Genomic DNA, 25,990 nt, shown 5'->3' with positions numbered 1-25,990 from the left:
CGACCTCCCCCTGCGGCCTGGCGGCCATGGGAGTACCCCAGGCCACAGGGAGATCGAGGCGCGGCGCCCCCGGTCGGGGCAGGCACCCCCTGCCCGCTCCCCGGGCACCCCGAAGCGGCGCGACGCGCCAACCGTGACGTACGGGGCGGACACGTTCAAGCGCCGCACGACGGTTCCTGACTACCAGTCAGTTCGCTAACCTGACTATGCGTCAGTTAACCGGCCGGGCAGCTCGGCCATCGAGCAGGAGCGGAGACCAGCGATGCTCGGATCAACTCACGGCACCCTCACCTCCGACCTTCGCGCGCGCGTCGTCGCCTGCGGCGACCGCCCCGGAAACGCCGTCCACGAAGCCGCCGGACCCACCGCGTCCGCAGGCGACCTCGATGTGAGCGGCCGGCCCCTGCACGCGCCGGTGCCCGACCTGGACCGGTTCTTCCGCCCCTCCTCCGTCGCGGTCGTCGGGGCCTCGGACGCCGAGGGCAGGCCCAACACCGGCATCACCCGCCAACTCGTCGGCTGGGCCGCCCGCGTCGGCGCCCGCCTGCACCCCGTGCACCCCACCCGGACCTCCGTCTTCGGCCTCGACTGCGTACCCTCCGTCGCCGATCTGCCCGGCCCCGTCGATCTCGCCGTACTGCTCGTCCGCGACCCGCTCCCGCTGATCCCCCAACTCGGCGAGGCCAAGGTGCCCTTCGCCGTCGCGTTCGCCTCCGGGTACGCGGAGACCGGCGACCAGGGCGCCGCCGCACAGGCGCGGCTCGCGGCGGCCGTGGAGCGCGCGGGCGTACGGCTGCTCGGCCCCAACACCAATCTCAACGCCTTCGAGACGTTCCGCGACGACCTCGAAGGGCCGGCGATCGCGCTCATCACCCAGTCCGGCCACCAGGGCCGGCCCGTGTTCACCATGCAGGAACTCGGCGTACGGCTGTCCCACTGGGCGCCCACCGGCAACGAGGCCGACCTCGAGACCGCCGACTTCATCTCGTACTTCGCCGAACGCCCGGAGGTCGGCTCCATCGCCTGCTACGTGGAGGGACTGAAGGACGGGCGCTCCTTCCTGCTCGCCGCCGACCGGGCGGCCCGGCGCGGGGTGCCGGTCGTCGCAGTCAAGGTCGGCCGCACCGACACCGGCGCACGGACGGCCGCGTCGCACACCGGCAAACTCACCGGCAGCGACCAGGTCGTGGACGCGGCGATGCGGCAGTTCGGCGTCATCCGCGTCGACGGGCTCGACGAACTCCAGGACACCGCGGCGCTGCTGGCACGTGCGCGGCGCCCGGTCGGCGACGGTGTCGCCGTCTACTCGATCTCCGGCGGCACCGGCGCGCACTTCGCGGACCTGGCGACCGCGGCGGGACTGCGGATCCCCCGGCTGAGCGACGCCCGGCAGGCCGAACTGCACCAGTGGATACCGCCCTACCTGAACGTCTCCAACCCCATCGACAACGGCGGACACCCGGTGGGCGACCACCGCGGCCGCAAGATCATCGACGCGATCCTCGCCGACCCCGACGTGGACGTGCTGATCTGCCCGATCACCGGCCCCTTCCCGCCGATGAGCGACCGGCTGACCCAGGACCTGGTGGACGCGGCGGAGGCCACCGACAAGCTGGTGTGCGTGGTGTGGGGGTCACCGGCCGGCACGGAGGAGGCGTACCGGACCACGCTGCTCGGCTCCTCCCGTGTCGCCACCTTCCGCACCTTCTCCAACTGCATCACCGCCGTGCGCGCCCATCTGTCCCACCACCGGTTCACGGCCCGCTACCGCTCCCCGTTCGACGAGGCGCCGCGCACCCCCTCCCCGTCGTACCGCAAGGCGCAGGCGCTGATGCGGCCCGGCGAGCAGCTCAGCGAGCACGCGGCGAAGCAACTGCTGCGGGCCTACGGGATCCGCGTGCCCCGCGAACAGCTGGTGACCAGCGCCGCGGCGTCGGTACGGGCGGCGGCCCTGGTCGGCTACCCGGTCGTGATGAAGGCGTCGGCGCCGCAGCTCGCGCACAAGACCGAGCTGGGCCTCGTCAAGATCGGCCTCACCTCGGCGAGCCAGGTGCGCGACAGCTACCGCGAGCTCACCGACATCGCCCGCTACGAGGGCGTGGACCTCGACGGCGTGCTGGTGTGCCAGATGGTGGAGCGGGGCGTCGAGATGGTCGTCGGGGTCTCGCCGGACGAGCTGTTCGGCCCCACCGTGACCGTCGGCCTCGGCGGGGTGCTGGTCGAAGTGCTGCACGACACCGCCGTACGCGTCCCGCCCTTCGGCGAGGACCAGGCGCGGGCCATGCTGGGCGAACTGCGCGGCCGGGCGCTGTTCGAAGGCGTACGAGGCGGCCCGCCGGTGGACGTGGACGCGCTCGTCGAGGTGATCCTGCGGGTGCAGCGGATGGCGCTCGAACTGGGCGACCAGCTCGCGGAACTGGACGTCAACCCGCTGATGGTGCTGCCCCGCGGGCAGGGCGCGGTGGCGCTGGACGCGCTGGCGGTGTGCCGGTGAGCCCTGACGTGCGGCACGCCTTGTCGGGCGGCGTCACCTGGATCACCCTCGACCGCCCGGAGGTGATGAACGCCCTCACCTGGGAGCAGCGGGAGCGGATCATCGACCTGCTCGCCGCCGCCTCGTCCGACCCGGCGGTGCGCGCCGTCGTCGTCACGGCGACGGGGCGGGGCTTCTGCGCGGGCGCGGACCTTCGTGGGGCGCCCCCGCGTGAACACGTCCCGGGGGACATCGCCCGGACCATCCGGCTCGGCGCGCAACGGCTGATCGGGGCGGTGCTGGACTGCGAGAAGCCGGTGCTCGCGGCGGTCAACGGCACGGCGGCCGGCATCGGCGCGCATCTGGCCTTCGCCTGCGACCTGGTCCTGGCGGCGGAAGAGGCCCACTTCATCGAGGTGTTCGTACGCCGGGGGCTGGTGCCGGACGGCGGCGGTGCGTATCTGCTGCCGCGCCTGATCGGTCCGCAGCGCGCGAAGGAACTGATGTTCTTCGGGGACGCCCTCCCCGCGCCGGAGGCGCTGCGCATGGGCCTCGTCAACCGGGTCGTCCCCGCGGCGGATCTGGAGCGGACGGCCCGCGAGTGGGCGGCCCGCCTGGCCGCCGGCCCCACCCGGGCGCTCGCCCTGACCAAGCACCTGGTGAACACCTCCCTGGACGCGGACCGCGCCACGTCCTTCGCCGCGGAGGCCGTGTCCCAGGAACTCAACATGACCACCCGCGACGCCCAGGAGGGCGTGGCGAGCTTCGTGGAGCGCAGGGCGGCGCGTTTCGAGGGGCGGTAGCGCCGCCCTGGGGGTTCTGTTCTGACGCTCCGTCAGTTTCAATGGAGGCGTGATGGGACACGCCGCCATGGCCGCCACCGCCGTTCGCTACCTCCGTTCCGCCGGTGCGCCCACCGTCGGGGCGTACGAGGCGCTGTCCGCGCCCGTGCTGCGAGCCGTCGGGGAGGACGAACGGGTGCCCGTCGGCAGGGAGGAGTTCCGGCGGGTGCTGGGGCACTTCGCCAGCGGGGTGACCGTCGTGACGGCGGCCGGTGAGGACGGGCCGGCGGGGTTCGCCTGCCAGTCGTTCGCTTCGCTGTCGCTCGATCCGCCGCTCGTCGTCTTCATGGTGGGGCGCACGTCCACGACCTGGCCGCGGATCGCCCGCGCCGGAGGCTTCTGCGTCAACATCCTCGGCGAGGACCAGGGCGCGCTGTGCCGGGGCTTCGCCGTGAGCGGGGCGGACAAGTTCGCGGGGGTCGCGTACCGGCCGGCGCCCGTCACCGGCGCGCCGCTGCTTGACGGTGCGCCCGCCTGGATCGACTGCACCGTCCAGGCCGTGCACACCGGCGGCGACCACCTTCTCGTCGTCGGACGGGTGGCGGCACTGGACGCCGAGGAGGACGGCGCGCCACTGCTGTTCCACCGCGGGCGGTTCGGGCGGTTCGACGTCCGATAGCCGCCGGTGCAGGCCGGTCCCGCCGCGGATGCTGGTCGCATGACCACGACGACCTACCAATCCCTCGCCATCGATCCCACCGTCCTGAAGCAGCTGCGGGAACGTGACGACGCGGGACTCGTCCCGCGCCCCGCCGTCGACCCGCAGGGCGGCGCCCCGCTCCGCTGCTGCCTGCGGCACAGCGAGGCGGGCGAGCGCATCGCGCTCGTCGCGTACGCACCTCTGCGCCGCTGGGCGGCCGGGACCGGCGCGGAGCCGGGACCGTACGACGAGTGCGGGCCCGTCTTCGTCCACGCGGAGGAGTGCGCGGGGCAGACGTCCGGGCCCGGTTACCCGGTCGGGCTCCACGGCCCGCGCAGGGTGCTGCGCGCGTACGACGCCGGCGGGCGCATCCTCGGCGGGACGCTGGTCCAGCTTCCCCGGGAGCGGGCCGCCGAGGTGGACGGCGTCCTTCGGGACGTCTTCACTGATCCGGCGGTGGCGCTGGTGCACGTGCGGGCCGTGGAGTTCGGGTGCTTCATGGTCGAGATCCGCCGTTGCTAGGGCGTGACGGCCGGGACCACCTTCGGGAGCGGCTTGCGGCGGATGACGAGCGCCATCAGGGCCGCCGCCGCGCACAGGGCGCCGGAGGCGTACCAGACCACGTCGTACGAGCCGAAGACATCGCGGGCGACGCCGCCCGCGAAGGCGACGACCGCCGCGCCGACCTGGTGGGAGGCCAGTACCCAGCCGAAGACGATCGCGCTGTCGTCGCCGTAGTGCTCGCGGCACAGGGCGATCGTCGGAGGCACGGTGGCGACCCAGTCGAGCCCGTAGAAGACGATGAAGAAGACCATCGGCGGGTCGACCGACGGCGCCAGCAGCATGGGCAGGAAGAGCAGCGAGACGCCGCGCAGCGCGTAGTACACGGCGAGGAGGCGGCGCGCCTCGAAGCGGTCGGTGAACCAGCCGGACGCGATCGTGCCGACGATGTCGAAGACACCGATCACGGCGAGCAGCGACGCGGCAGCGGTGATCGGCATGCCGTGGTCGTGCGCCGCGGGTACGAAGTGTGTCTTGACCAGGCCGTTCGTCGAGGCGCCGCAGATCGCGAAGGTGCCGGCCAACAGCCAGAACGGACCGGTGCGGGCGGCCCGGAAGAGAACGGTGAGCGCCCTGCGCGCCGCGCCGGGAACCGGTTCTGGCTTGGGCGTGAAGCCCTCGGCGCCGTACGCGGCGAGGCCCACATCGGCCGGGTGGTCACGCAGCAGCAGCCAGACGAAGGGGACGACGGCCAGCGCCGAGAGCGCGACGGTGATGGAGGCGGGCTCCCAGCGGTGGTTCTCGACCAGCCAGGCCAGCAGCGGCAGGAAGACGAGCTGCCCGGACGCGCCCGCCGCGGTGAGGATGCCGGTGACCAGCCCGCGGCGCTGCACGAACCACCGGTTGGTGACCGTCGCGGCGAACGCGAGCGCCATGGAGCCTGAGCCCAGACCGACGAGGACGCCCCAGTACAGGACCAGTTGCCAGGCCGCGGTCATCGTCACCGTCAGCGCCGACCCGATCGCGATCACACTCAGCGCGACGGCGACGACCCGGCGGATGCCGAAGCGGTCCATCAGGGCCGCGGCGAACGGCGCGGTCAGCCCGTACAGGGCCAGGTTGACCGACACGGCGAAGCCGATGGTGCCCCGCGACCATCCGAAGTCTTCGTGCAGCGGCTCGATCAGCAGACCCGGCAGGGACGCGAAAGCCGCGGCGCCGATGATCGTCACGAAGGTGACGGCCGCGACGAACCAGGCGCGGTGGATACGGGGCGGGCGGCGAAGCGGCTGCTCGGAGCCGGTGCTGTGCGCGGTTGTCTGGGTCACGTCACCCAGCTTCCGGTCCGGGGTCCGTCCACAACGAGTGGCCCGGAGGACAGCATTCGATAGGATCGGGCCATGACTGCCGCGAAGAGGCACCGGATCGTGGTCCTGGCGCTGCACGGCCTGCTCCCCTTCGAGCTCGGCATCCCGCACCGGATCTTCGGCCGGGCCAAGGACGCCGCGGGCAACACCCTGTACGACATCGTCACCTGCGGCATCAGGCCGGGGCCGGTCCTGACGGACGCCGACTTCGCCGTGAACGTCGAGCACGGGCCGGAGGCGCTGGCCACCGCGGACACGGTCGTCGTCCCGGCGTCGTACGAGCTGGGGCCGGTCTACGACGAGGGCCGGCTCCCCGACGATCTGGCGGCCGCCCTCGCGCACATCCGGCCCGGCACCCGCATGGTGTCCATCTGCACCGGCGGATACGTACTCGCCGCCGCCGGGTATCTCGACGGCCGCCCCGCCACCACGCACTGGTCGGCGGCCGAGCACTTCCAGCGGATGTTCCCCTCCGTCAAGGTCGACGCGGACGTCCTGTTCATCGACGACGGCGACGTGCTCACATCGGCGGGGGTCGCGGCCGGACTCGACCTCTGCCTGCACATCGTGCGCCGCGACCACGGCGCCGCCGTCGCCAACGAGGTGGCGCGCCGGACCGTCGTACCGCCGCACCGGGACGGCGGCCAGGCCCAGTACATCCACCGGCCCGTTCCGGAACCGCAGTTGGCGACCACCACGGCCGCCCGCGCCTGGGCGCTCGACCGGCTGCACGAGCCGCTGCAACTGCGGGACCTGGCCGACCAGGAATCGATGTCCGTGCGGACCTTCACCCGCCGCTTCCGCGAGGAGGTCGGCATCAGTCCGGGGCAGTGGCTCACCCAGCAACGGGTGGAACGGGCCCGGCATCTGCTGGAGTCCACGGACCTGTCGGTGGACCAGGTGGCGCGGGACGCGGGTTTCGGCACGGCCCAGTCGATGCGCCAGCATCTCCAGGCTGCGCTCGGCGTCCCGCCCACGGTGTACCGGCGCACCTTCCGCGCGAGCGCGGGCAGCGCCTGACGCCTGGCGGGGCGGGGCGGGAAGCACAGGGCGTGGACACCGGGCCGGGCGTGCGGACCCGGGCCGGGCGGTCACGGAGCCGGCGGGATTCGAACCCGCGGACAGGGAGGGGCAGGCCCGCCCCTTACCCCGTCAGTCGGCGTGGGAAGGGCCTCCCCCACGCCGATCGCAATGGGCCGCTCTGCCACGGCCCCGGGACCTGTGGGGCCGCGCGCGGCCCCGGTCCCGTGAGCCTACGGTCGGCGGCCCGGCCGGGGCCACCCTTCAGTGCCGCGCCAGTCGATGATGACCGCGACTTCGCGACAAGCCCTGGGCCCCCGTACCTCGGGGACTCAGAACGTCAACACACCGCGCGCCACGCGGCCCTGCCTCGCGTCCTCCGCCGCCTTGGCGAAGTCCTCGACGGGGTAGGTCGCGGTAACCAGTTCGTCGAGCAGCAGGCCGCCCCGGCGGTACAGACCGGCGTAGAGCGCGATGTCGTGCTGCGGACGGGAGGAGCCGTAACGGCAGCCGAGCACCGACTTGTCCAGGAACATCGACGCGGGCAGGAAGGACGCCTCTGCCGTCGGGGCGGGCATCCCGAGCAGGATCGCCTGGCCGCGCCGGTCGAGCAGTTCGATCGCCCGCCGCACGAGCGCGGCGCTGCCGACGCACTCGAAGACATGGTCCGCGCCGGTCGGCAGGATGTCGCGCACGCCGTCGGCCGACCCGAGGAAGTGCGTCGCGCCGAACTGCCGTGCCACGGCCTCCTTCGCCGGATTGGTGTCGACGGCGAGGATCGCGGAGGCACCGGCGATCCTGGCGCCCTGGAGGACGTTGAGCCCGACGCCGCCGGTGCCGATGACGACGACGGTGTCACCTCGCTGCACCTCGGCCCGGTTGAGCACGGCTCCGACACCGGTCAGGACGCCGCAGCCGATGAGCGCGGCCGAGGTGAGGGGGATGTCCGCGGGAATCCTCACGGCCTGCACGGCCTTGACGACCGTGCGCTCCGCGAAAGCGGAGTTGGAGGCGAACTGGAACAGCGGCGTGCCGGCCCGGGAGAAGGGACGGTCCGGACGGCCGATCGCCCGGCGGCACATGGTGGGGCGCCCGCGGTCGCAGTCGGCGCAGGCGCCGCAGTTGGCGAGGGTGGACAGCGCGACATGGTCGCCGGGGGCCACATGGCCGACCCCGTGGCCGACCGCCGCGACGACGCCGGCGCCTTCGTGGCCGAGCACCACCGGCACGGGGAAGGGGATCGTCCCGTCAATCACCGAGAGGTCGCTGTGGCATAGCCCGGCTGCCGCGATGTCGACGGCGACCTCACCCGGCCCCGGGTCCCGTACGTCCAGGTCCGTGACGACCTCGGCCTGTTCACCGTCGAACACGACACCTCTCATCACGGCTCCTTCGGCAGGCCGAGCATCCGCTCGGCGACGGTGTTCCACCGGCTCTCGTCCGAGCCGCCGTGGATCGTGCCGGCCCGGGAGGTGGTGAGTTCCACGGCGGCGGCTCAGTCCTGGGGCCGGGCGCCGGGGCGCCGGACGGTGTCGGCGGGGACGGTGTCGGCGGGGGCGGTGCCGCCCCCACGGGGCGCGTCGAGCCGCTCCAGCAGCGGCATCGGGTCGGTGCCGACCGTGCCGGGGAGGAAGTCGGCTATCCGGTCGGGGGTCCAGGGCCCTTCCCCGTAGGCGGCCCGCAGCTCCCTCGGCTGCGCCCAGACCGCGATCTTGGGGCCGGCGATCGTGTAGACCTGCCCGGTGATCCGCTCGGCGCGGGCCCGCTCGGAGAGCAGGTAGACGACGAGGGCGGCGACGTCCTCGGGGTCGCCGATCTCCTTGAGCTCCATGGGGACGCCTCCCGACATGCGGGTACGGGCCACCGGGGCCACCGCGTTGGCCGTGACCCCGTACTTGTGGAGACCGAGCGCCGCACTGCGGACCAGCGAGATGACGCCTCCCTTGGCGGCGGAGTAGTTGGCCTGCGACACGCTGCCCTGGTGGCTGCCGCTGGTGAAGCCGATCAGGGTGCCGGACCTCTGGGCCCGCATCACCGCCGACGCGGCGCGGAAGACCGTGAAGGTGCCTTTGAGGTGGGTGGCGAGGACCGGGTCCCACTCGTCCTCCGACATGTTGAACAGCATCCGTTCGCGCAGGATGCCGGCGACGCAGACGACGCCGTCGAGCCGTCCGTACTCGGCGAGCGCCACGTCCACGACCCGTGCCCCGCCCGCCATCGTCGCGATGTCGTCGGCCACGGCGACGGCCGTGCCGCCGGCGGCCTCGATCTCCTTCACGACGCCCTCGGCCACGGCCGACGTGGGCGAGGAGCCGTCGATCGAGACGCCGTGGTCGTTGACGACGACCTTCGCCCCCTCTGCCGCGCAGGCGAGCGCCACCGCGCGCCCGATGCCACGGCCCGCCCCGGTCACGGCGACGGCCCTGCCTGCCAAGAAGTTCCCCACGACCGGCCCCTTCCCGCGGTTTCTGACGGACCGTTAGATTTTAGGCTCGGTCCGCCGCACGAGCACAAGCCCCGGGAGGCCAGATGTCATTGCCGGCCGCGTTCCACGACATCGCGAAACGCGTCAACAACTGGGGGCGCTGGGGTGCGGACGACGAGATCGGCACCCTGAACCTGATCACCGGCGAGGTGGTCAGGAACGCCGCCGCCACGGTGCGCAGCGGCCGGCGCGTGCCGCTCGCGCTCCCCCTCCGGCAGGACGGTGTGCAGACCGGCGTCATCCCGGGCCGGGTGAACCCGCTGCACACGATGGTCCAGATCAACCAGGAGCTCTTCGGGCCCGGGACGATCGCCACCAGCGACGACACCGTGACGATGGGGCTCCAGGCGGCCACACACTGGGACGCCCTGACCCATGTCTCGCACTCGGGCCGCATCTACAACGGCCGCCCGGCCGACACGATCACGCCGCACGACCGCGCCCGCTTCAGCGGCATCGACAAGGCCACGCCCGTGGTCTCACGGGGCGTACTGCTGGACGTGGCACGGGCGAAGGGGCTGGACCGGCTGGCCGTCGACCACGCCGTCACGCCGGAGGACCTGGAGGAGGCCGCGGAGTACGGCCGGGTCACCGTCCGCGCCGGCGACATCGTCCTCGTGCGGACGGGGCAGGTGCGGCTGTGCCTGGAGGGCGACCGGCACGGTTACGCGTTCCCTTCGCCCGGCCTGTCGGTGCGCACCCCCGAGTGGTTCCACGCCCGCGACGTCGCCGCCGTCGCGAACGACACCCTCACCTTCGAGATCTTCCCGCCGGAGATCGAGAACCTGTGGCTCGCGGTGCACGCGCTCGACCTCGTGGAGATGGGCATGATGCAGGGCCAGAACTGGAATCTGGAGGAACTGTCCACAGCCTGTGCACAAGAGCGGCGGTACGCGTTCCTGCTGTCGGCGATGGCGGAGCCGTTCGTCGGCGGGACCGGCACGCCGGTCGCACCGGTGGCCGTACTCTGACGCCACTCCCGCATCCGGCAGCGGGATCGGACGCCGCACGCCGGTACGCGCGGGCGATGGCTCCGCCCCGGCGCCCGCGGGCGGCGGTCAGGCTCCGCGCGCGGCGACCGGCGGGCCGGCCAGCCGTGCGGTGTCCGCCGGCAGGTCGCGGTCCACCTCGCACCAGATGGACTTGCCCGCGCCCTCCCGCTGCCAGCCCCAGCGGTCCGCGAGGCCGTCGACGAGCTCCAGGCCGCGTCCGCCGGTGTCCTCGCCCTGCGCGTGCCGCGGTCTCGGCGGGCAGGCACTGACGTCGGCGACCTCGACCCTGACCGTCCCCGCCTCCGCGGTGCCGGCGCCGAACAGCATCCGCAGCACGGCCGGACACCCGGTGTGCACCACGGCGTTGGTGACGAGCTCCGAGATCAGCAGGATCAACGTCTCCGCCAGTGGCTCGTCGTCTCCCATGCCGGACTTGAGGAGCCGCGACCGGGCCCATCTTCGAGCCCGCCCCACCTCCGAAGGGTCGGATCCGATCTCCAACTGCACCTGAAGCACCTGCACCGCTCACACCACCCGAACCGGCGGACACATAGCCTCGCGCCTCACAGCCATAACGGAATGTGATTCCCTTACAGCACAGCATGATTGACTGTCAGTCACCGCAACAAGCGCTTCGGGCATATTCCAGCGTGAAGGAGTACGCATGGTGCATACTGTGCGACCCGCGTCCCGGAGAGTCGAACGCAAGGCCGCAGAACGCATTCGCAACCCGGCCCGCCTACCGCCTGCCGACCGCCGGAGGGGCCCCCACCTGCGGCCCGACGACTGCGAGAGACCGCCCCGGACAGTGCGCACCGACGGGCTCGGGACCGCCTGACCGGCGACACCGTGAGACCCCGTCATCGCAGCGACTCTCATCCCACGGAGAGTACCGGAGTGGCGCCCCGACTCCACCCAGTGACGAGTCCTCCGAAGGACACAACCCGATATCGACGCACGGTGACGCTTCAGAGTGCCGAGGCCAAAGCCTGCGCCTGGATCTCCTCCGCCCGGGCCGTCGTCAGCCACATCCGGGCCCGCACCAGGGCGCGTTTGAGGTGGAGGTGCACGTCCGACTCCCAGGTGAAGCCCATGCCGCCGAACACCTGGAGGCAGTCCTTGGCGCCGCGCACCGCCGCCTCGTCGGCGAGCAGTTTGGCGCCGGCGATCTCCGCCGGGTCCCCGCTGACGGCCGCCGCGTAGACGGCGGCCCGCGCGACCTCCGTGCGGACGAGCATCTCCGCGCACAGGTGCCCCACGGCCTGGAAGCCGCCGACCGGCTGCCCGAACTGCACCCTTCCCTTCGCGTGGCGCACCGCCTCCTCGGTGCTGCGGGCGGCGCTGCCCAACTGCTCCGCGGCCGTGAGAAGCACGGCCGCCCCCGTCCCCGGACCGGGCGCCAGGGGCGCGCGGGGGTGTGGAAGGCGGTGCAGGGGTGTGAGCGGGTCCAGTGACCGCACGGCGACCGCTGCCGAGGCGTCCACCGTGTGCGGCACGCCGTCGGACGTGAACGCGACGACGGTGTCGGCGTTCTCGAAGTGCTGTACGAGGGAGGGGAGTTCGGATACGGAGGTGACGACCACCGTGCCGTCGGCCGCTCCCGGCACATGGCCCGCCGCCAGATGCGTCGCCACCAGCGGTCCCGGCAGCAGCGCCCGGCCCGCCTCCTCGAAGACCAGCACCGCCTCCGGGAGGCCGCCGCCGGCGCCGCCGGCGTCCTCCGGCATCCGGAGCGCGAAGAACCCCGCGTCGCCCAGTTCGCGCCAGAGCTTCCGGTCGAGCCTGCCCTCGCGGTCCACGGCGGCCCGCAGCGCTTCGCCCCCGAAGTGGCCGGCGAGCAGGTCCCGTACGCCGCGGCGCAGCGCCCGCTGGTCGTCGCTGAGCCGGAAGTCCATCAGCGCCCTTTCGGCAGGCCGAGTACGCGCTCGGCGAGGATGTTCCGCTGGATCTGGGAGGTGCCGGCGGCGATGGTGTACGAGAGGGAGGAGAGCCGCTCCCGCGTCCAGGGCAGCGACAGGTCGAGCGCGCCTGGTCCGAGGACCTCCGCGGCGGCGTCGTACAGCTCCTGGCGGGCGTGGGAGTAGCGGAGCTTGAAGACGGAGCCGCCGGTTCCGGGCACGCCGCCGGTGGCGGCGGCCTCGCTGACGTTCCACTGCACGAGCCGCCACAGCGCCGTGAACTCGGCGTGCAGCCTGCCCAGTCTGCGGCGCAGCACCGGATCGTCCCAGCAGCCGTTCGCACGTGCCCGCGCGGCCACCTCGCCGAGGGTGCGGCGGCAGGCGACGACCTCGCCGGCGAAGGCGGTGCCGCGCTCGAAGGACAGCGTGACCATGGTGACGCGCCAGCCGTCGTTCTCCGCCCCGACGCGGTCGGCGACGGGCACGCGGACCTCGTCGAGGAACACCTCGGCGAACTCGGCGGACCCGGCCAGTGTGCGCAGCGGCCGTACGGTGACGCCGGGCGCGTCCATCCGCATCGCGAGCCAGGTGATGCCGCGGTGCCGGGGTGCGCCGGGGTCGGTGCGTACGAGCAGTTCGCACCAGTCGGCCACTTCCGCGTGCGAGGTCCAGATCTTCTGACCGGTGACGACGTAGGCGTCGCCGTCGCGGACGGCCTTGGTGCGCAGGGAGGCGAGGTCGCTCCCCGCGTCCGGTTCGCTGAATCCCTGGCACCAGATCGCCTCGCCGCGCAGGACGGGTCCGAGCCAGCGTTCCCTCTGCTCGGGGGTGCCCTCCGCGGCGATGGTCGGCCCGGCGTGCAGCAGTCCGACGAAGTTGGCGCCGACGTAGGGTGCTCCGGCCTTCTCCGTCTCCTCGAGGAAGATCAGCCGGAGGGTCGGGGAGGCGTCCCAGTGCACGTTCCCGTAGCCCGCGTCGTACAGCCTCCGCTGCCAGGCGCAGTCGTAGGACCGCCGCGCCGGCCAGTCGCCGGCGGGCGGCGGTGGAGGCAGCGTGGGCAGCGCGTCCGCCAGCCAGTCGCGCAGCCGGGCACGGAACTCGTCCTCCTCGGCGGTGTACGCCAGGTCCACTACGTGTCCAGGTCCAGGCCGAGCATGCGGATGGCATTGCCGCGCATCAGCTTGTACACGGTCTCGTCGTCCAGGTCCTTCACATGGTCGAGGGCGACCTGCTTGGTGTGCGGGAAGGTCGAGTCGACGTGCGGGTAGTCGGTCTCGAAGGTGGCGTTGTCGCGGCCCACGGTGTCGAGGGAGGCGACGCCGTGCTTGTCGCGGAAGAAGCAGCAGAAGATCTGCCGGTAGTAGTACGTGGAGGGCGGTTCGGGGACCAGGTCCCGCACACCGCCCCAGGCCCGGTGCTCCTCCCACACGTCGTCGGCGCGTTCCAGGGCGTACGGGATCCATCCCATCTGCCCCTCGCTGTAGGCGAGCTTGAGCCGCGGGAAGCGCACGAGGACGCCGCTGAAAAGGAAGTCGGTCATCGAGGCCATGGCGTTGTTGAAGGAGAGCGCGGCCTGCACGGCGGGCGGCGCGTCCGGAGAGGCGGCGGGCATCTGGGACGACGAGCCGATGTGCATGTTGACGACGGTGCCGGTGTCCTGGCAGACGGCGAAGAACGGGTCCCAGTAGCCCGAGTGGATCGACGGCAGCCCGAGGTGGGTGGGGATCTCGGAGAAGGTGACGGCGCGCACGCCGCGCGCCGCGTTCCTGCGGATCTCGGCGACGGCCAGGCCGATGTCCCACAGCGGGACGATGCACAGCGGGACGAGCCGGCCGCCGCTGTCGCCGCACCACTCCTCGACCATCCAGTCGTTGTAGGCGCGGACGCAGGCGAGCGCGACCTCCTTGTCGTGGGCCTCCGCGAAGGTCTGGCCGCAGAAGCGGGGGAAGGTCGGGAAGCAGAGCGACGCCTCGACGTGGTTGAGGTCCATGTCCTTGAGGCGCTCGGCGGGATCCCAGCAGCCGGGCCGCATCTCCGCCCGGGTGATGCCCTCGAGGGTCATCTCGTCGCGGTCGAAGCCGACGGCCGCGATGTTGCGCTTGTACGGGAACTTCAGGTCCTCGTAGACCCACCAGTCGGTGGGCGGTCCGTCCGGGTCCATCGTGATCCGGTACCTGCCGCCGACGTAGACGAGCTCGCCGATCCCGGCGGTCAGCGGCTTGGGCCCGCGCTCGCGGTACTTGGCGGGGAGCCAGGTCTCGAAGAGGTGCGCCGGTTCGATGACATGGTCGTCGACGCTGACGATACGGGGCAGTTCCTGTTCCATCGGGACCTTCCTCCGCTCCTGACGGTACGTCAGTTATGGCGCTCAGGCTAGCTCCGCACCCCTGGACCGACAAGGCGCGCGACCCTACGATCTGACGCACCGTCAGACCATTTCCGCGGAGGTGTCCGGGCATGGAAGAGACCGCTCACACACTGGGATCGGCCCGCACCCTCTGGGAACTCGTTGCACGCCGGGCCGCCCTCACCCCGCACCGCCCCGTCCTGCTCCAGGACGACCGCGCCCTCACCTTCGGCGAGCTCCGCGACCGCGCGGAGCGGACCGCCGCCGGGCTGTACGCGCGGGGCGTCCGCCCCGGCACCGTCGTCGCCTGGCAGCTGCCCACCCGGATCGAGACGGTGCTGCTGACCGTGGCGCTCGCCCGCCTCGGCGCGGTCCAGTCGCCCGTCATCCCGTTCTACCGGGACCGGGAGGTCGGCTTCGCGCTCCGTGAGTCACACGCCGCGTACTTCGCCGTGCCGGGCGAATGGCGCGGCTTCGACTTCACGGCCATGGCCCGGCGGGCCGGCGCCCGCGGCGTCTTCGAGGCGTACGCGTCCGTGCCCGACGGCGATCCGTCCCTACTGCCGGCACCGCCCGCCTCCGGCACGGACGTGCGCTGGATCTACTGGACCTCCGGCACCACCTCCGACCCCAAGGGCGTGCTGCACACCGACCGTTCGCTGATCGCGGGCGGATCGTGCCTGGCGCACGCGCTGCGCCTCTCCGAGGACGACATCGGCTCGATCGCCTTCCCGTTCGCCCACATCGGCGGCCCGGACTACCTGGTGATGCTGCTGCTGTACGGGTTCCCCGCGGTGCTCTTCGAGAAGTTCGCGCTGCCCGACGCGCTCGACGAGTACCGCAGGCACGGCGTCACCGTCGCCGGCGGCTCCACGGCCTTCTACGCGATGTTCCTCGCCGAACAGCGCAAGCAGCCCGGCCGGAAGCTGATCCCCACCCTGCGGCTGCTCGCGGGCGGCGGCGCGCCCAAGCCGCCGGAACTGCACCGCGCCGTCGTCCGCGAGATGGGCTGCGTGCTCACCCACGGCTACGGCATGACCGAGGTTCCGATGATCACCATGGGCTCGCCCGACGACAGCGAGGACGACCTCGTCCGGACCGAGGGCAGACCGCCCGCCGGCATGGAGATACGGATCGTCGACGGCGAGGTGAGGCTGCGCGGCGAGGCCGTCTGCCAGGGCTACCTCGACCCCGTCGCGACGGCGGCGGCCTTCGACGCCGACGGCTTCCTGATCACCGGCGACCTCGGCCTGCTCACCGACACCGGCCACCTCGTGCTCACAGGGCGGGCCAAGGACGTCATCATCCGCAAGGGCGAGAACATCTCGGCCAAGGAGATCGAGGACCTGCTGCACGGCCACCCCGCGGTCGGCGACGTGGCCGTCGTCGGCCTGCCGGACGAGGAGCGCGGCGAGCGGGTGTGCGCGGTCGTGGAGCGGACGCCGGGCACGGCGGATCCCGTACTGGAGGACATCACCGCCTTCCTCCGCGGCACGGGCCTCGCGCTCCACAAACTCCCGGAACAGCTCGAAGTGGTGGACGCCCTTCCTCGCAACGAGGCGTTGCGGAAGGTACTCAAGTACAAATTGCGCGAACGGTACGCATGACCACTTTCCGGGCCCGGCCAGGTTCGGCCCGGCCGGGAGGGAGCCCGCTCGGAGGCGCATCCGGCCCGGCCTGTCCGGCCTCCGCCCCGAGCCCCGCGCCTCAAACGCCGGCGGGGCTGACGTTGCCCGGCAAGGCCGGAGTGCCTCCGTCGGCGGCGTGGCTGGATGCCCCGCAGCGACATGTCGGCCCGCCTGTGGGCACCTCCCACGGCCGCCGAGCCGTAGGGGGAGTTCGATGGCACCGCGCCCGCCGCCCGCAGGGGCGGCGCAGGGTCCGGGCGGAGCCCCCACGCGGTGGAGCCGCACATCGATACAGCGGGCAGGGATGGGGAGGGGAACAGACCCCCGGCCGTTCCGGCGCGGTCGGAACGCCGCACGGCCCCAGGGGCTGCGCCCTGGGGCCGTGCGGTCGAGCTCGGAGGCGTCAGCCGTTGATGCCGACGTTGCCGAACGCCGGGTTCAGCAGGCCGATCACGTTCACCGTGTTGCCCACCACGTTCACCGGGACGTGCACCGGCACCTGGACCAGGTTGCCCGAGAGGACGCCCGGCGAGTGCGCAGCCTCACCGTAGGCGTGCGAGCCGCCGGTCGTGGCCGACGCGACGCCCGCGCCCGCGGCGACGAGGCTGCCGGCGATCATCGTGAGGGCTGCGGCCTTCTTCAGGTTCTTCACTTCGTCATTCCTCCTGAGCACTCGCTGCGGCCGGCCGCCGCAGCACGCCATGGAGAACGCCCGCGAGTGGATCAGGATGCGCCGTGTGGGTGACATACACCCGACAGTATGAATCTCAGATCGGAGTATGACGCTCCGCTCAGTCCGTCACCCCGTGCCGCACCGCCCACAGCGCCGCCTGCGTGCGGTCCGCCACGTCCAGCTTCATCAGGATGTTCGAGACATGCGTCTTGACGGTCTTCTCCGAGAGGACCAGCGCCCGCGCGATCTCCCGGTTCGAACGTCCGTCCGCGATGAGGCCCAGTACCTCGCGCTCCCGCTCGGTGAGGCTGCTCCCGCGGCCCGTGCCGTTGCCCGGATCGCCGTCGGAGAGCAGCGCCCCCGCGATCTCCTGCTGGAGCAGCACATGACCCGCGTGCACGGAACGGATGGCACCGGCCAGCGCCTCCGGGTCCACGTCCTTGTACACGTAGCCCGAAGCGCCCGCACGCAGGGCGGGAACCACCGTGCGCTGCTCGGTGAAGCTGGTCACGACGAGGACCTTGGCCGGATTGGCCAGTTCCTTCAGCTTCCGCAGGGCGTCGATGCCGTCCATGCCGGGCATCTTGACGTCCATGAGGACGACGTCCGGCTTGAGCTCCTCGGTGAGGGCGACGCCCTCCGCGCCGTCACCGGCCTCGCCGACGACTTCTATGTCGTCCTGGACCTCCAGGAAGGTGCGCAGGCCGCGCCGCACCACCTGATGGTCGTCGACCAGCAGCACGCGGATCCTCTTGTCAGCCACCGGGGACCTCCATCTCGACCGTGGTGCCCCTGCCGGGCGCCGATTCGACCTTGAGCCTGCCTCCGACGCCACTCGCCCTGTCCCGCATGGAGACGAGTCCGAGGTGGCGTCCGGCCCGGCGGACCGCCCGGGGCTCGAAGCCCTTGCCGTCGTCCGTGACGGAGAGGACGGCGCCCTGGCCCCGGCGGATCAGCGCCACGTCCACCTGAGCCGCGCCGGAATGGCGCAGCGCGTTGTGCAGGGCCTCCTGGGCGACCCTCAGCAGCGCCTCCTCCTGGGCGGCGGGGAGCGCCCTGATCCCGCAGGTGTCGAAGGTGACGCGGGCACTGTGGGCGCGGTCGAGGACCTGTATCTGGGTGCGGAGGGTGTTGACGAGGCCGTCCTCGTCGAGGGCGGCGGGGCGCAGCTCCACGACGGCGGCCCGCAGCTCGTCCGCGGCCTCCGCGGCGAGGGCCGCCACCTGCTGGAGCTCGCCCTTGGCGCGGGCCGGGTCGCGGTCCACGAGCGCGGCGGCGGCCTGAGCGGTCAGCCGCAGGGAGAACAGCTTCTGGCTCACGGCGTCGTGCAGTTCGTGTGCGAGGCGGGAGCGCTCCTCCGCGATGGTGAGCTCGCGGCTGCGCTCATAGAGGCGGGCGTTGGTGAGGGCGATCGCGGCGTGCTGGGCGAGGATGCCCAGCAGCTCCTCGTCCTCCTCCGTGAAACCGCAGCCGCCCTGCGGCTTGGGGCACCTCTTGTTGGCCAGGAACAGGGCGCCCATGGTCTCGTCGCCGTCCTTGATCGGCAGGCCGAGGAAGTCGGACATGTCGGGGTGGGCCGACGGCCAGCCCTCGAAGCGCGGGTCCTTGCGGACGTCCGCGAGCCGCTCGGGCTTCGCGTCGCGGAGCATCGACGCGAGGATGCCGTGCTGCCGGGGCAGCGGTCCTATCGCCTTCCACTGGGCGTCGCTGACACCGTCGACGACGAACTGGGCGAAGCCTCCGTGGTCGTCGGGCACGCCCAGCGCCGCGTACTCGGCGTCGAGCAGTTCGCGCGCCGAGGCCACGATCGTCTTCAGCACGTCGCGCACCTCGAGGCGCCTGCTCATCGCGAGGAGCGCGGTGCTCACGGCCGCGAGGCCGGAGCCGGGTCGGTGACTCATGGATCAACCGTACCGGCGGGCTGTGACGGTCCGTATCGGTCCGGGGACCACATCCGCTTAAGGCCGCGGACGTAGGTCGAAGTGCCTTGTGGAGTGGGTCCTCGGGCACGAGGCGGCGGCACCGGCCGCGTTCCTACGTTGTGTCCATCCATACGGACAGCGACAGCGGACAGCACGCGGCAAGGGGATGGGCACCATGGCGGTAGCAGTGATCACCGGAGCGTCGAAGGGCCTGGGGCGGGCACTGGCGGCGGCTCTCGCGCGGCAGGGCTGGGACCTGGTCCTGGGTGCCAGGACCGCGGACGTACTGAAGGAGAGCGCGGAGCACGCGGCGCGGTACGGCACCCGGGTCGTGGCGGTGCCGGGCGATGTCACGGACGCCGGGCACCGCGGTGAGCTGGTGGCGGCGGCCGCGCGGCTCGGCGGTCTCGATCTGCTGGTGAACAACGCGAGCGCGCTGGGCGCCGAGCCGCTGGTGCGGCTGGAGGCGCTGTCCCCGGGGGGGCTGCGGGCGGCGCTGGAGACCAACGTGGTCGCTCCGCTGGGCCTGGTGCGGGAGGCGCTGCCGCTGCTGCGGGCGTCGCGGACGGGCGGCACCGTCGTCGCGGTCAGCTCGGACGCAGCGACCACGGCGTACGAGACCTGGGGCGGCTACGGCGCCTCGAAGGCGGCGCTCGACCAGCTCGCGGCCGTGCTGGCCGTGGAGGAGCCGGGTCTGCGGGTGTGGAGCGTCGATCCGGGCGACATGCAGACGGACCTGTACGCGGCCGCGGTGCCGGACGACGACGACCCCCGCCCCTCGCCCGGGTCCGTGGCCCCCGCTTTCCTGCGGCTGCTCGAGGAGCGGCCCGCCAGCGGCCGGTACGAGGCCACCTCGCTGCTGGAGACCCGATGAGGGCGGGGCGGCGCGCGGGGACGGTCCTGGAGACCCTGCGGGTGCCGGAGGAGCTGTCCGCCCGGGTGCCGGCGGAGGAGCGCGGGTCGGGCAGGGACGACGTACGGCTGCTGGTCTCGCGGGGTACGGAGGTGTCCCACCACCGTTTCCGCGACCTGCCGGGCCAGTTGCGGGCCGGTGACGTGCTGGTCGTCAACACGTCGGCCACGCTGGCGGCCGCCGTGGACGGCCGGCTCGGCGGCGAGGCGGTCGTGGTGCACTTCTCGACCCGCGGGGACCTCGGGCGCTGGGCGGTGGAGCTGCGCGGGCCCGATGGCGCGGGCAGCACCCTTCCGCGTGCCGGGGGGCCGGCGGGGGCCGTCGTACGGGTACCGGGCGGCGGCGAGCTGGTGCTCGAGGCGCCGCTCGTGCCGGGCGGCGAGCGGCTGTGGTGGGCAAGGGCCTCCGTTGACGTGCCGACGCTGCTTGGGCGGTACGGCAGGCCGATCCGCTACCGCTACACGGAGCGGGACCAGCCCCTGTCCGCGTATCAGACGGTCTTCGCGCTGCCCTCCCCGGACGGCTCGGGGTCCGCGGAGATGCCGAGCGCCGCCCGTCCCTTCACGCCCGGTGCGGTGGCGGACCTGGTGAGCCGGGGGGTGCAGTTCGCGCCACTGGTGCTCCATACGGGTGTGGCGTCGGCGGAGGCGCACGAGCCGCCGTATCCGGAGCGCTTCGAGGTTCCGGCGACCACGGCGTGGCTGGTGAACGCGGCACGAGCGGCCGGGGGCCGGATCGTGGCGGTCGGCACGACGGCCGTGCGGGCCCTGGAGTCGGCGGCGGACGGCGAGGGAGTGGTGCGTCCCGTCTCCGGCTGGACGGACCTGGTCGTGACGCCGCGACGCGGTGTGCGGGCGGTGGACGGTCTGCTGACCGGGCTGCACGAGCCGGAGGCGTCGCATCTGCTGATGCTGGCGGCCATCGCCGGCCGGGACGCTCTGACCTGCGCGTACGACGAGGCGCTGAGGCAGCGGTACCTCTGGCACGAGTTCGGCGACGTCCATCTCGTACTCCCCACGGAGGCCCTCACCCGGTGAATTGCTGCCGCAACAGGCAGTGAGAGCGGAGCGCGGGCGGTGTGAGCCCGCGCATAGGGCCCAGATCACTTACGAGACTCTTTAGTTGATACAAAAGGGGCATCTGAGCGCGGACAGCACAGGCGAATCCGGACATTGGGAACATGTGATCCACTACCGCGGATCGTACGTCACACCTTTGCCACGCGATTTTGCGCCAGCTAAGAATTGCCGACGTCGCTACCGAACAGCGCAGAGCCGACCGGCCTGGAGCGACTTTCCGCTATTCGAAGAGGTACGTCTGTATGTCCGCGTTCATCACCCCTGAGATCCGCCGCCGAATCAAGAGCCGTAAGACCGCCGTGGCCGGCATCGCCGCCGTCGCCGCCACGACCGTCGCGCTCTCGCTCGCCCCGTCGGGCGAGGCAGAGGCCGGCGTGAGGACCGAAGCAGCAGCCGCGGCGGCGCCCGTCGCGTGGAAGGCCGACGCCAAGCAGATCTCGGCCGTCCACGAGAGCATCACCAGCCAGAAGTCGGCCTTCGAGGCCCAGCTCGAGGCCACCCAGGCCAAGGCCAAGGCCGAGGCGAAGGCGAAGGCCGAGAAGGCAGCCGCCGAGAAGAAGGCAGCCGCCAAGGCCGCCGCCGAGAAGCGCGCCAAGGAGCAGGCCGCCAGCCGCTCCGCCGCCCGCCCGGCGAAGGTGACCTACCCGAACAACCTGGACGGGTGGATCCGCGAGGCCATGGCGATCATGAAGAAGCACGACATCCCCGGCAGCTACGAGGGCATCCACCGCAACATCATGCGGGAGTCCTCCGGTAACCCGCGGGCCATCAACAACTGGGACATCAACGCCATCAACGGTGTCCCCTCGAAGGGTCTGCTCCAGGTCATCAAGCCGACCTTCGACGCCTACCACGTCCCCGGCACCTCGTGGGACCAGTACGACCCGGTCGCCAACATCGTCGCCGCCTGCAACTACGCGGCCGACCGTTACGGCTCGATGGACAACGTCAACAGCGCCTACTGAGGCACTGCTGCGCTGAGCCGGCAGCACAAACCGGCGGACATCAACAGACGCTGAAGGGCGCACCCCGCGCAGGGTGCGCCCTTCGGCGTCGTGCTGTCACCGCGTGACGTGCGTTACTTGCGCATGACCTCGGGCTCGTGGCGGCGCAGGAAGCGGGCGACGAGCACACCGCACAGGGCGCCGAGAGCGATCAGTGCGGCCATGTCCATGCCCCAGGCGGCAGCCTCGTGGTCCCACAGGGGGTCGGTGCTGGTCGGGTCGTCCGTGTTCGGGTTGATCTTGTTGAAGTCCAGCGTGGCACCGGCGGCCGCGACCGCCCAGCGCGACGGCATGAGGTACGAGAACTCGTTGACGCCGACGGTGCCGTGCAAGATGAACAGGCAGCCGGTGAACACGACCTGGATGATCGCGAACATCACCAGCAGCGGCATGGTCTTCTCGGCGGTCTTCACCAGCGCGGAGATGATCAGACCGAACATCATCGACGTGAAGCCGAGAGCCATGATCGGCAGCGACAGCTCCAGCATGACCGCCCCGCCGAGGACCAGACCCTCTTCCGGGAGCTCACGGGTGGCGAAGCCGATGGCTCCGACCAGACCGCCCTGGATCACGGTGATCATGCCCAGGACGACGATCTTGGACATCAGGTACGCGGAGCGAGACAGACCGGTCGCGCGCTCCCGCTCGTAGATCACCCGCTCCTTGATCAGCTCACGGACGGAGTTCGCCGCGCCGGCGAAGCAGGCGCCGACCGCGAGGATCAGCAGCACCGTGGTGGCCGTGCCGTTCGGGATGATCCGGCCGGTCTGCGCGTTCTGGTTCACCAGCAGACCCTTGTCCGGGTCGATGAGCAGGCTCACCGCGCCCAGCACCGCCGGAAGGATCAGCATGAGGGCCATGAAGCCCTTGTCGGACACGATCACCGACACATAGCGGCGGATCAGGGTGAACAGCTGGGATCCCCAGCTCTGCGGCTTCGGCGGACGCATCTGCTGCGCCGGCGGCATGTTCACGGACTGGGCGGCGACGGCGTCGATGTCCGCCGCGTACATCTGGTAGTGCTGCGAACCGCGCCAGCGGCCCGCCCAGTCGTAGTCGCGGTAGTTCTCGAACGCGGAGAACACGTCGGCCCAGGTGCTGTAGCCGAAGAAGTTGAGCGCCTCCTCCGGCGGACCGAAGTAGGCCACCGAACCGCCGGGCGCCATCACCAGGAGCTTGTCGCACAGCCCCAGCTCGGCCACGGAGTGCGTGACGACGAGGACCGTACGGCCGTCGTCCGCCAGGCCGCGCAGCAGCTGCATGACGTCACGGTCCATGCCCGGGTCGAGGCCGGAGGTCGGCTCGTCCAGGAAGATCAGCGACGGCTTGGTCAGCAGCTCGAGGGCGACCGACACGCGCTTGCGCTGGCCGCCGGAGAGCGAGGTGACCTTCTTGTCCTTGTGGATGTCGAGCTTGAGCTCGCGCAGCACCTCGTCGATACGGGCCTCGCGCTCGGCCTCGGCGGTGTCGCCGGGGAAGCGGAGCTTGGCCGCGTACTTCAGCGCCTTACGGACGGTGAGTTCCTTGTGCAGGATGTCGTCCTGCGGAACCAGCCCGATGCGCTGGCGCAGCTCCGCGAACTGCTTGTAGAGGCTGCGGTTGTCGTAGAGGACGTCGCCCTGGTTGGCGGGCCGGTAGCCGGTGAGCGCCTTGAGCAGGGTGGACTTTCCGGAGCCGGACGGGCCGATGACACCGATGAGCGACTTCTCCGGGACGCCGAAGGAGACGTCACGCAGGATCTGCTTGCCACCGTCCACGGTGACCGTGAGGTGGCGTGCCGAGAAGGAGACCTCGCCGGTGTCGACGAACTCCTCGAGCTGACCGCCGACGATACGGAAGGTGGAGTGGCCGACGCCGACGATGTCGTTCGGGCCGATGAGGACCGTGCCGGACTTGGCGATCGGCTGACCGTTGACGTAGGTGCCGTTGTGGGAGCCGAGGTCACGGATCTCGAAGCGGCCGTCGGGGTGCGCGGTGAACTCGGCGTGGTGGCGCGAGACCTGCAGGTCGGAGACGACCAGCTCGTTCTCGAGCGCACGGCCGATGCGCATGACGCGGCCGAGGGAGAGCTGGTGGAACGTCGTCGGGCTGCGGTCGCCGTGGACCGGCGGGCCGCCCTGGGCGCTGTGCACCCCCTGCTGGTGCGGGACCTGCGGCTGCTGCGCCTGCGGAGGCTGCTGCTGCCAGCCCTGCTGCGCGGGCTGCTGCGGCGGCTGCGGCTGCGGCCAGCCCTGCTGCGGCTGCTGCACCGGCGCCTGCGCGGCCTGCTGCGGTGCCCCCTGGGCGTAGGCGCCCGCGCCCGCCACCGCGCCGACGCCGCTCAGGCCGAGGCGCGGACCGTCGGTGGCGTTGCCGAGGTGCACCGCTGTGCCGGGGCCGATCTCCATCTGGTGGATCCGCTGGCCCTGCACATACGTGCCGTTGGTGCTGCCGTGGTCCTCGATGACCCAACTGCGCCCGCCCCAGCTGATCGTGGCGTGCCGCCACGAGACCCGGGCGTCGTCGATCACCACATCGCCCTGGGGATCACGGCCCAGGGTGTACGACCTGGACGGATCGAGCGTCCAGGTGTTTCCGTTCAATTCCAGTACGAGTTCCGGCACTCCATGCCCCACTAGTTGTCCCCCGAGCTTCCCCCGTCGCCGGGAGTCTAGGGAAGGCGAACATCGTGGGGAACTATTTCAGGCCCGGTCCCGTATCCGAAAGCCGGGCCGCGTGAAGACCTCGTTCGGTACCGAGTTGGGACGTTCACCGACGCGGTGGGACCGGGGCGGCGGCGACGATCACCCACGAGTGGTGACGGATCATGCGCGAACCGAATAATCCACGCCATCCCGGTCGGATGCGCCGCTCCCGGCCGCACGGGCGTGCGCCGGCCGCTCAGGTGTCCGTCAGGCGGGACAGAACCTCTTCTCCCGGCCGTCGCCCGATACGGTGGTAACACCATGAGCGCATCTCAGCCCCCTCCCGACTCCGATGTCCCCACCCTTCTCGTGAAGATCTTCGGGAAGGACCGCCCGGGGATCACCGCCGGTCTCTTCGACACCCTCGCCGCGTACGCCGTCGACGTCGTCGACATCGAGCAGGTCGTCTCCCGTGGCCGCCTCGTGCTGTGCGCGCTCGTCACGGCACCGACGGCCGGCGGGGCCACCGAGGGCGACCTGCGGGCCACCGTGCACAGCTGGGCCGACTCCCTGAAACTGCAGGCCGAGATCATCTCCGGTACGGGCGACAACCGGCCGCGCGGCAGCGGGCGTTCGCACGTCACCGTGCTCGGCCACCCGCTCACGGCGGAGTCGACCGCGGCCATAGCGGCCACCATCGCCGGCACCGGCGGCAACATCGACCGCATCTTCCGGCTCGCGAAGTATCCGGTGACCGCGGTTGAGTTCGCGGTCTCCGGCGTCGAGACCGCGCCGTTGCGGACGGCGCTGGCGATGGAGGCCGCCGAGATCGGCGTCGACGTGGCCGTCGTCTCCGCCGGACTGCACCGGCGCGCGCAGCGGCTGGTCGTCATGGACGTGGACTCCACGCTCATCCAGGACGAGGTCATCGAGCTCTTCGCGGCCCACGCGGGCTGCGAGGACCAGGTCGCGGAGGTGACCGCCGCGGCGATGCGCGGGGAGCTGGACTTCGAGCAGTCGCTGCACGCGCGGGTGGCGCTGCTGGAGGGCCTCGACGCCTCCGTGGTGGACAAGGTGCGTACGGAGGTGCGGCTCACCCCCGGTGCACGGACCCTGATCCGGACGCTGAAGCGGCTCGGCTACCAAGTGGGCGTCGTGTCCGGCGGCTTCACGCAGGTCACCGACGACCTCAAGGAGCGCCTCGGGCTCGATTTCGCGTCGGCGAACACGCTGGAGATCAAGGACGGGAAGCTCACCGGCCGGGTCGTCGGCGAGATCGTGGACCGGGCCGGCAAGGCCCGGCTGCTGCGCCGCTTCGCGGCGGAGGCCGGGGTCCCGCTCGCCCAGACGGTAGCGATCGGCGACGGCGCCAACGACCTCGACATGCTGAACGCCGCGGGTCTCGGCGTCGCGTTCAACGCCAAGCCCGTCGTGCGCAAGGCCGCGCACACCGCGGTCAACGTGCCCTTCCTCGACACGGTGCTCTATCTGCTGGGCATCACCCGCGAAGAGGTCGAGGCGGCCGACGACGGCACCGGCGAGCACTGACGTCCGCGAGACCGGAACGGCAGGGCCCCGGCAC

Annotated in this window: 22 protein-coding genes and 1 tRNA gene; 11 read left to right on the top strand and 12 right to left on the bottom strand. The window is 71.9% G+C overall.

The features are described from left to right. Positions 1-262 precede the first annotated feature (262 nt). The 4 genes from ACWGH4_RS09045 (at position 263) to ACWGH4_RS09030 (ending at position 4,477) form a co-directional block, all read left to right on the top strand. The gene (locus ACWGH4_RS09045; protein WP_453457657.1) at positions 263-2,494 is read left to right on the top strand and encodes an acetate--CoA ligase family protein; all 2,232 of its coding nucleotides are present in this window, start codon (positions 263-265) and stop codon (positions 2,492-2,494) included. A 65-nt stretch (positions 2,495-2,559) separates the two neighbouring features. Next, positions 2,560-3,276, top strand: coding sequence for an enoyl-CoA hydratase/isomerase family protein (locus ACWGH4_RS09040; protein ID WP_453457660.1), 717 nt, complete (start codon positions 2,560-2,562; stop codon positions 3,274-3,276). Positions 3,277-3,343: 67 nt separating this feature from the next. Next, entirely contained in the window at positions 3,344-3,934 is a 591-nt protein-coding gene (locus ACWGH4_RS09035; RefSeq protein WP_441265209.1) for a flavin reductase, read from the top strand. A 39-nt stretch (positions 3,935-3,973) separates the two neighbouring features. Beyond that, the gene (locus ACWGH4_RS09030; protein ID WP_453457654.1) at positions 3,974-4,477 is read left to right on the top strand and encodes a DUF1203 domain-containing protein; all 504 of its coding nucleotides are present in this window, start codon (positions 3,974-3,976) and stop codon (positions 4,475-4,477) included. Here the strand turns inward: ACWGH4_RS09030 and ACWGH4_RS09025 are convergent. Continuing rightward, positions 4,474-5,784, bottom strand: a complete 1,311-nt coding sequence (locus ACWGH4_RS09025) for an MFS transporter (protein WP_453457651.1) — start codon at positions 5,782-5,784, stop codon at positions 4,474-4,476. The genes ACWGH4_RS09030 and ACWGH4_RS09025 overlap by 4 nt on opposite strands. A gap of 72 nt (positions 5,785-5,856) precedes the next feature. Between ACWGH4_RS09025 and ACWGH4_RS09020 the strand changes: the two genes are divergently transcribed. Beyond that, complete coding sequence (locus ACWGH4_RS09020; RefSeq protein ID WP_453457648.1) at positions 5,857-6,843, top strand: GlxA family transcriptional regulator; 987 nt, start codon at positions 5,857-5,859, stop codon at positions 6,841-6,843. A gap of 74 nt (positions 6,844-6,917) precedes the next feature. On the opposite strand, the gene ACWGH4_RS09015 is transcribed toward ACWGH4_RS09020, so the two are convergent. The 3 genes from ACWGH4_RS09015 to ACWGH4_RS09005 all read right to left on the bottom strand — a co-directional run bounded on the left by ACWGH4_RS09015 (position 6,918) and on the right by ACWGH4_RS09005 (position 9,289). After that, positions 6,918-7,037: transfer RNA gene (locus ACWGH4_RS09015), tRNA-OTHER, on the bottom strand. Between the two features lie 138 nt (positions 7,038-7,175). Next, complete coding sequence (locus ACWGH4_RS09010) at positions 7,176-8,225, bottom strand: alcohol dehydrogenase catalytic domain-containing protein (RefSeq protein ID WP_453457645.1); 1,050 nt, start codon at positions 8,223-8,225, stop codon at positions 7,176-7,178. A 113-nt stretch (positions 8,226-8,338) separates the two neighbouring features. Further along, positions 8,339-9,289 carry an SDR family oxidoreductase gene (locus tag ACWGH4_RS09005; protein WP_453457642.1) on the bottom strand — a complete coding sequence of 317 codons (951 nt, stop codon included), beginning with the start codon at positions 9,287-9,289 and terminating at the stop codon, positions 8,339-8,341. A gap of 83 nt (positions 9,290-9,372) precedes the next feature. Between ACWGH4_RS09005 and ACWGH4_RS09000 the strand changes: the two genes are divergently transcribed. Beyond that, positions 9,373-10,299 carry a cyclase family protein gene (locus ACWGH4_RS09000; RefSeq protein WP_453457640.1) on the top strand — a complete coding sequence of 309 codons (927 nt, stop codon included), beginning with the start codon at positions 9,373-9,375 and terminating at the stop codon, positions 10,297-10,299. A gap of 87 nt (positions 10,300-10,386) precedes the next feature. Here the strand turns inward: ACWGH4_RS09000 and ACWGH4_RS08995 are convergent, their stop codons facing one another. The 4 genes from ACWGH4_RS08995 to ACWGH4_RS08980 all read right to left on the bottom strand — a co-directional run bounded on the left by ACWGH4_RS08995 (position 10,387) and on the right by ACWGH4_RS08980 (position 14,544). After that, positions 10,387-10,842 (bottom strand): ATP-binding protein, encoded by a 456-nt coding sequence (locus ACWGH4_RS08995; protein ID WP_441265119.1) that lies wholly within the window; start codon positions 10,840-10,842, stop codon positions 10,387-10,389. Positions 10,843-11,288: 446 nt separating this feature from the next. Further along, positions 11,289-12,215 (bottom strand): acyl-CoA dehydrogenase family protein, encoded by a 927-nt coding sequence (locus ACWGH4_RS08990; protein ID WP_453457636.1) that lies wholly within the window; start codon positions 12,213-12,215, stop codon positions 11,289-11,291. Continuing rightward, a complete protein-coding gene (locus ACWGH4_RS08985) occupies positions 12,215-13,348 on the bottom strand; it encodes an acyl-CoA dehydrogenase family protein (RefSeq protein ID WP_453457633.1) in 1,134 nt (377 codons plus the stop codon). Before ACWGH4_RS08985 ends, ACWGH4_RS08990 begins: the two co-directional genes overlap by 1 nt. After that, entirely contained in the window at positions 13,348-14,544 is a 1,197-nt protein-coding gene (locus ACWGH4_RS08980; protein ID WP_453457630.1) for an amidohydrolase family protein, read from the bottom strand. Before ACWGH4_RS08980 ends, ACWGH4_RS08985 begins: the two co-directional genes overlap by 1 nt. 131 nt (positions 14,545-14,675) lie before the next feature. Here ACWGH4_RS08980 and ACWGH4_RS08975 point away from each other — a divergent pair, with 131 nt between their 5' ends. Next, positions 14,676-16,172, top strand: coding sequence for a class I adenylate-forming enzyme family protein (locus tag ACWGH4_RS08975; protein ID WP_453457627.1), 1,497 nt, complete (start codon positions 14,676-14,678; stop codon positions 16,170-16,172). 424 nt (positions 16,173-16,596) lie between these two features. Here the strand turns inward: ACWGH4_RS08975 and ACWGH4_RS08970 are convergent, their stop codons facing one another. The 3 genes from ACWGH4_RS08970 to ACWGH4_RS08960 all read right to left on the bottom strand — a co-directional run bounded on the left by ACWGH4_RS08970 (position 16,597) and on the right by ACWGH4_RS08960 (position 18,767). Further along, positions 16,597-16,845: a chaplin family protein gene (locus ACWGH4_RS08970; protein WP_441267249.1), complete on the bottom strand. Its 249-nt coding sequence runs from the start codon at positions 16,843-16,845 to the stop codon at positions 16,597-16,599. 139 nt (positions 16,846-16,984) lie between these two features. Continuing rightward, the gene (locus ACWGH4_RS08965; protein ID WP_453457624.1) at positions 16,985-17,629 is read right to left on the bottom strand and encodes a response regulator; all 645 of its coding nucleotides are present in this window, start codon (positions 17,627-17,629) and stop codon (positions 16,985-16,987) included. Continuing rightward, positions 17,622-18,767 carry a GAF domain-containing sensor histidine kinase gene (locus ACWGH4_RS08960; RefSeq protein WP_453457622.1) on the bottom strand — a complete coding sequence of 382 codons (1,146 nt, stop codon included), beginning with the start codon at positions 18,765-18,767 and terminating at the stop codon, positions 17,622-17,624. The genes ACWGH4_RS08965 and ACWGH4_RS08960 overlap by 8 nt, the downstream gene beginning before the upstream one ends. Before the next feature lie 196 nt (positions 18,768-18,963). On the opposite strand from ACWGH4_RS08960, the gene ACWGH4_RS08955 reads away from it, so the two are divergent. The 3 genes from ACWGH4_RS08955 to ACWGH4_RS08945 all read left to right on the top strand — a co-directional run bounded on the left by ACWGH4_RS08955 (position 18,964) and on the right by ACWGH4_RS08945 (position 21,745). After that, positions 18,964-19,662: an SDR family NAD(P)-dependent oxidoreductase gene (locus tag ACWGH4_RS08955; RefSeq protein ID WP_453457619.1), complete on the top strand. Its 699-nt coding sequence runs from the start codon at positions 18,964-18,966 to the stop codon at positions 19,660-19,662. Then, positions 19,659-20,738 (top strand): S-adenosylmethionine:tRNA ribosyltransferase-isomerase, encoded by a 1,080-nt coding sequence (locus ACWGH4_RS08950; RefSeq protein WP_453457616.1) that lies wholly within the window; start codon positions 19,659-19,661, stop codon positions 20,736-20,738. Before ACWGH4_RS08955 ends, ACWGH4_RS08950 begins: the two co-directional genes overlap by 4 nt. A gap of 284 nt (positions 20,739-21,022) precedes the next feature. Beyond that, complete coding sequence (locus ACWGH4_RS08945; RefSeq protein ID WP_453457613.1) at positions 21,023-21,745, top strand: transglycosylase SLT domain-containing protein; 723 nt, start codon at positions 21,023-21,025, stop codon at positions 21,743-21,745. Between the two features lie 113 nt (positions 21,746-21,858). On the opposite strand, the gene ACWGH4_RS08940 is transcribed toward ACWGH4_RS08945, so the two are convergent. Then, positions 21,859-24,399, bottom strand: a complete 2,541-nt coding sequence (locus tag ACWGH4_RS08940) for an FHA domain-containing protein (protein ID WP_453457610.1) — start codon at positions 24,397-24,399, stop codon at positions 21,859-21,861. A gap of 330 nt (positions 24,400-24,729) precedes the next feature. On the opposite strand from ACWGH4_RS08940, the gene serB reads away from it, so the two are divergent. Beyond that, positions 24,730-25,956: a phosphoserine phosphatase SerB gene (gene serB / locus ACWGH4_RS08935; RefSeq protein ID WP_441267242.1), complete on the top strand. Its 1,227-nt coding sequence runs from the start codon at positions 24,730-24,732 to the stop codon at positions 25,954-25,956. Positions 25,957-25,990 lie beyond the last annotated feature (34 nt).

This window comes from Streptomyces sp. NPDC054847 (genome assembly GCF_053610925.1).
This window is presented reverse-complemented; position numbering and strand designations above follow the sequence as displayed.

Bases quoted from the DNA above. Each gene is read 5' to 3' on its own strand.
- ACWGH4_RS09035 (WP_441265209.1), top strand. From the start codon at position 3,344: ATGGCCGCCACCGCCGTTCGCTACCTCCGTTCCGCCGGTGCGCCCACC.
- ACWGH4_RS09045 (WP_453457657.1), top strand. From the start codon at position 263: ATGCTCGGATCAACTCACGGCACCCTCACCTCCGACCTTCGCGCGCGC.
- ACWGH4_RS09010 (WP_453457645.1), bottom strand. From the start codon at position 8,225: ATGAGAGGTGTCGTGTTCGACGGTGAACAGGCCGAGGTCGTCACGGAC.
- ACWGH4_RS08960 (WP_453457622.1), bottom strand. From the start codon at position 18,767: ATGAGTCACCGACCCGGCTCCGGCCTCGCGGCCGTGAGCACCGCGCTC.
- serB (WP_441267242.1), top strand. From the start codon at position 24,730: ATGAGCGCATCTCAGCCCCCTCCCGACTCCGATGTCCCCACCCTTCTC.
- ACWGH4_RS08945 (WP_453457613.1), top strand. From the start codon at position 21,023: ATGTCCGCGTTCATCACCCCTGAGATCCGCCGCCGAATCAAGAGCCGT.
- ACWGH4_RS09030 (WP_453457654.1), top strand. From the start codon at position 3,974: ATGACCACGACGACCTACCAATCCCTCGCCATCGATCCCACCGTCCTG.
- ACWGH4_RS08980 (WP_453457630.1), bottom strand. From the start codon at position 14,544: ATGGAACAGGAACTGCCCCGTATCGTCAGCGTCGACGACCATGTCATC.
- ACWGH4_RS09040 (WP_453457660.1), top strand. From the start codon at position 2,560: ATGAACGCCCTCACCTGGGAGCAGCGGGAGCGGATCATCGACCTGCTC.
- ACWGH4_RS08950 (WP_453457616.1), top strand. From the start codon at position 19,659: ATGAGGGCGGGGCGGCGCGCGGGGACGGTCCTGGAGACCCTGCGGGTG.
- ACWGH4_RS08975 (WP_453457627.1), top strand. From the start codon at position 14,676: ATGGAAGAGACCGCTCACACACTGGGATCGGCCCGCACCCTCTGGGAA.
- ACWGH4_RS08955 (WP_453457619.1), top strand. From the start codon at position 18,964: ATGGCGGTAGCAGTGATCACCGGAGCGTCGAAGGGCCTGGGGCGGGCA.
- ACWGH4_RS08990 (WP_453457636.1), bottom strand. From the start codon at position 12,215: ATGGACTTCCGGCTCAGCGACGACCAGCGGGCGCTGCGCCGCGGCGTA.
- ACWGH4_RS09020 (WP_453457648.1), top strand. From the start codon at position 5,857: ATGACTGCCGCGAAGAGGCACCGGATCGTGGTCCTGGCGCTGCACGGC.
- ACWGH4_RS09000 (WP_453457640.1), top strand. From the start codon at position 9,373: ATGTCATTGCCGGCCGCGTTCCACGACATCGCGAAACGCGTCAACAAC.